The 4,021-nt window shown below is 44.9% G+C and carries 4 protein-coding genes; all 4 read left to right on the plus strand.

Annotated features, from left to right (window positions below):
- Positions 1-146 precede the first annotated feature (146 nt).
- Positions 147-1,037, plus strand: coding sequence for a LysR family transcriptional regulator (locus AB4653_RS03450; RefSeq protein WP_102258247.1), 891 nt, complete (start codon positions 147-149; stop codon positions 1,035-1,037).
- Positions 1,038-1,128: 91 nt separating this feature from the next.
- Positions 1,129-2,136 (plus strand): N-acetyltransferase DgcN, encoded by a 1,008-nt coding sequence (gene dgcN, locus AB4653_RS03455; RefSeq protein WP_102258246.1) that lies wholly within the window; start codon positions 1,129-1,131, stop codon positions 2,134-2,136.
- A gap of 57 nt (positions 2,137-2,193) precedes the next feature.
- Positions 2,194-3,180: an N-acetyl-D-Glu racemase DgcA gene (gene dgcA, locus AB4653_RS03460; protein WP_102258245.1), complete on the plus strand. Its 987-nt coding sequence runs from the start codon at positions 2,194-2,196 to the stop codon at positions 3,178-3,180.
- Positions 3,181-3,742: 562 nt separating this feature from the next.
- On the plus strand, positions 3,743-4,021 hold a 279-nt coding region (locus AB4653_RS03465), incomplete at its 3' end, for an AAA family ATPase (RefSeq protein ID WP_372103332.1).

A 4,021-nucleotide genomic window follows, 5' to 3' on the forward strand; every position in this document is an offset into this window, starting at 1 on the left:
GCCAAATAGCCAAATAGCGAAATAGCGAAATAGCCAAGTAGATAAATAGACAGACAGCTAATTAAACAGCTAGACCGAAAAACAGCTTAGCTAATACAAGAAAAGCCAACCCCTAGATTTGTTTCGCGAACCATAAGGACATCAATGTGAACCTAAGACAGTTGGAAGTCTTTTACGCCATTATGCAAACCGGAACCGTATCTGGGGCTGCGCGTAATCTGCATGTGTCACAACCTAATGTGACTCGTATTCTGGCACACACAGAGCAACAACTTGGTTTTGGATTGTTTGAGCGTGTCAAAGGTCGGTTGGTGCCAACGGTTGAAGCGAGAACCTTGCTGCCAGAAGCGGAAAAGGTGTATCAGCAGTTAGGTCAATTTCGTTCTTTGACGAATAAGGTTAAGCAAGGACATCAGCACCTACGTATTGGTGCACCACCGATACTGGCGACCAAATTGCTGACTCCGGTAATAGCCCAAATGTCTCGCGAACAAGATCTCTCTTTTGAGTTACTAACAGCAAACCGTGATGGACTGTGTGCTGGGCTGTTAAAGCATGAGCTTGATATTGCTATCGCATTTGGGGACGAAACACCGCCTGCCATATTAAGTGAAACACTCTTAACTGAATCACTCAAGGTTCTGGTTCCTTCCCACACAGTTGAACAGTTACCTACTGAATTAACCCTTGATGATCTGATCAATTATCCCTTGCCAATCATCGGGCTTGATAGCCGCGATCCATTAGGCCTACTGTTACATCAAAGCCTTATTGCGCGAGATGAGCATTATCACCATCCGATATCTGTGCGTGGATATAGCGCGGCCGCGGAATTGGTGAAGCACCAAGCAGGCTTTGCGATTGTCGATCCGTGGACGGCAGAGCAATATCAAAATGACGACTCGGTTTGCGTGCTTTCACTGCAGCCGGATATCCAATTCTCGGTCTCGATGCTTTGTGCAGAGCACACCCCTCAGTCTATTTCTGTTAAGCAATTTATCGCTTCATTGAAGAGCCATACTCAGCCTATAACTTAAGGTTATAGGCTCGCCATAAATTGGTATTCGGCAGCTTCTAAGTTCTTAATTAAAGTAAACCCATACAAAGATTTATTAATTAGGAATACTCATGTCTATCGCTCAACCTTACCTTCTTTTTTTTGGGGATGTTACCGACCCACTTGCCGCAAAAACAGCTCGCGGTATTCATCAATGGCGACCAGAAATTTGCCTAGGTCAGCTTCGTTTAACAGACGTTACCGTTTCACTTGGCTTAACGGATATGACCTTACAAGAGGCGCAAGCACAGGGCGCGAAAACGCTAGTGATTGGCACAGCAAACCCAGGTGGTGTTATTCCTGACTCTTGGCAGCCAACCATAATGGAAGCTACAGAAATGGGATTTGAGATTGCATCTGGCATGCACCAACGACTGAGTGAATTTTCACCGCTTGCTGACATGCAACAGCGAGGATTGACTAAGCTTCATGATGTACGCCATTTTGATGGTGATCTAAACGTTGGTAACGGTAAGCCTCGTCAGGGTAAGCGCCTTCTTACGGTCGGAACCGATTGCTCAGTAGGAAAAATGTTCTCGGCGTTGGCCATTGAAAAATCGCTTAAACAAGTAGGAATCTCTGCTCAGTTTAAAGCGACAGGGCAGACAGGTATCTTGATTGAAGGCAAAGGCATTTCTATTGATGCGGTGGTGGCGGATTTCATTTCTGGCGCGGTTGAAGCGATTAGCCCCGATTTTACTGACTACGAGTGGGACATCATTGAAGGGCAGGGTTCTTTGTTCAACCCTTCGTTTGCAGGCGTGAGTTTGGGATTATTGCATGGCGCACAAGCTGATGCTTTGGTGCTATGTCACGAAGTAGGGCGACCACATATTCGCAACCTTCCTCATGCGCAATTACCAACGATTGAACAGACGATCGAAGCTAACTTGCAAGCCGCGCGATTGACGAATCCAGATGTAAAATTGGTTGGCATCTGCTTGAACACGTCGGCAATCAGCATTGAAGACGCTGAGACATTATGCCAAGAATGGACCACACTCTATCAAGTGCCCGTGACGGATCCAGTGCGTTTTGGTGTACAACACATTACTGATCATTTGCGACATTCACTTTAACGACGTCATCATTTCTACGTTTCCATTTGTTAAAGCGAACATCAACCGAGTGAAATTATGAAGATTACAGCAGAACCCATTACTATCGCGATGCAAACGCCTTTTCGCATCTCTCGTGGCAGTCGAACTGAGTGTCACGTTGTTCGTGTTTACATTGAACATGGTGGCAAACAAGCTCAAGGCGAATGCACGCCTTACCCACGATACGGCGAGTCATCGGAGTCTGTGTTAGCGCAAATCCAACAAGCGTCTAGCGCACTTGAAGCTATGTTTGCACGAGGCGTTACCGATCCCGCAGAGCTAAGAGATCATCTTCAGTCTTTATTGACTGGAGGGGCAGCGCGAAATGCGGTCGATTGTGCGCTTTGGGATTTCGAAGCGCAGCAGAACGGCCAGATGTTTCCAAATAGCTTGTTTGAGCTACCCAATCAAATCGTTACTGCAATGACAGTCTCCATTGGCACACCAGAAGCGATGGCTACCCAAGCTCGAGATTATGTGGCGAATGGTGCGAAACTTCTAAAAGTGAAGCTTGATGGCGAGCAGGTAGTAGAGCGTGTTCGTGCAGTGCGAGAAGCGGCACCCGATGTTCTGGTTGTACTGGATGCTAATGAAGCGTGGACAGGGTTGAATCTCGAAGAGTTGTTTAATCAACTAACAGAGTTTGATATCGCGATGATCGAGCAACCTTTGCCGCAACAACATGATGCGTCACTGGCACATATCAATCACCCGATCCCACTGTGTGCGGATGAAAGCTGTCATACCACTTCGCAACTTTCATCTTTGTTAGGCAAGTATGAAATGGTTAACATCAAGCTCGATAAAACGGGCGGTTTGACCGAAGCCTTGGTACTTGCTGAAGAAGCTCAAAGGCTCGGCTTTACTCTGATGTCGGGTTGTATGCTAGGCACCTCATTGGCGATGCGAGCGGCGCTGCCTATTGCGGTTCAATCTGAAATCGTCGACCTTGATGGTCCTGTGCTATTAGGGCAAGATGTTTCGCCAGCACTGACTTATCGAGATGGGATGATCATTCTTTAAGGTGGCTTAGCGTTCAGTATTGATGATGTAGGTCATAGGTAGGCACGCGAACTTTTGGACAGAACCTTCTTAGAGTAATCACCTAAATTAGAAATATACGGATAACTTTTTGTATCGAAAGTCGCTTAGAAAGTACAAATATGACACGCACATTTAGCGTTAAATGTCACACTAACTTAATTGCGCTAGTTATGAACAATACATTTGCCTTGTAATACCATTGTCATCTCTTCTTTTTCGCTTGTAGATAGCTTGAAAAACATCGGTAACAAGCGTTCGCAATCACCGAAATACGCACACGGTTATCCCAGGTCAATTTTTCTATCTCTATGAATCTAAGAGTAAATTTTGGTAGGCATAAGATAATCGAGCACAGCGTTAAGCGCAATGCTCGCTTTTGCCAGAAGAAAGTACTCAAAATTGCGCACTTGATGCCATCCAACTAATTGATTAAAAAGCGATTTCTGGAGTATAGTAAGAGGATAAGCGAGGCAAGCACTCTGCGTGATAAACAGAATGCTGTTTAATAAGCTGTTATCTCTCTAGATGGAAATCAGTAGTAATGTTTAAGAAAGTAGAAATAAACCATTGGCGTCAATTCGAAAGAATAGAAATAGATCTTGATGAAAAAGTAACAATCATTACAGGCTCAAATGGTGCCGGAAAAACGACGATCCTTGGCGTTTTAGGCAAGACTTTTGGGTGGAATACTCGTTTACTTTCTACTCCAGCCAAAGATCAAGAATCTGGCCTAATGCGTTTTTTAACCGGCAAATGGGATTCTTTTTTTTCTAAAGAGGAAGAACAAGAATCATGGATTGAAATCGGCAAGGTACAATAT

It is taken from the genome of Vibrio sp. 10N.222.48.A3 (assembly GCF_041475345.1).
Taxonomy (GTDB): Bacteria; Pseudomonadota; Gammaproteobacteria; order Enterobacterales; family Vibrionaceae; genus Vibrio; species Vibrio tasmaniensis_A.

What these genes read in the sequence shown, in the direction of transcription:
- dgcN (WP_102258246.1), top strand. Translation starts at nt 1,129, where the DNA reads ATGTCTATCGCTCAACCTTACCTTCTTTTTTTTGGGGATGTTACCGAC.
- dgcA (WP_102258245.1), top strand. Translation starts at nt 2,194, where the DNA reads ATGAAGATTACAGCAGAACCCATTACTATCGCGATGCAAACGCCTTTT.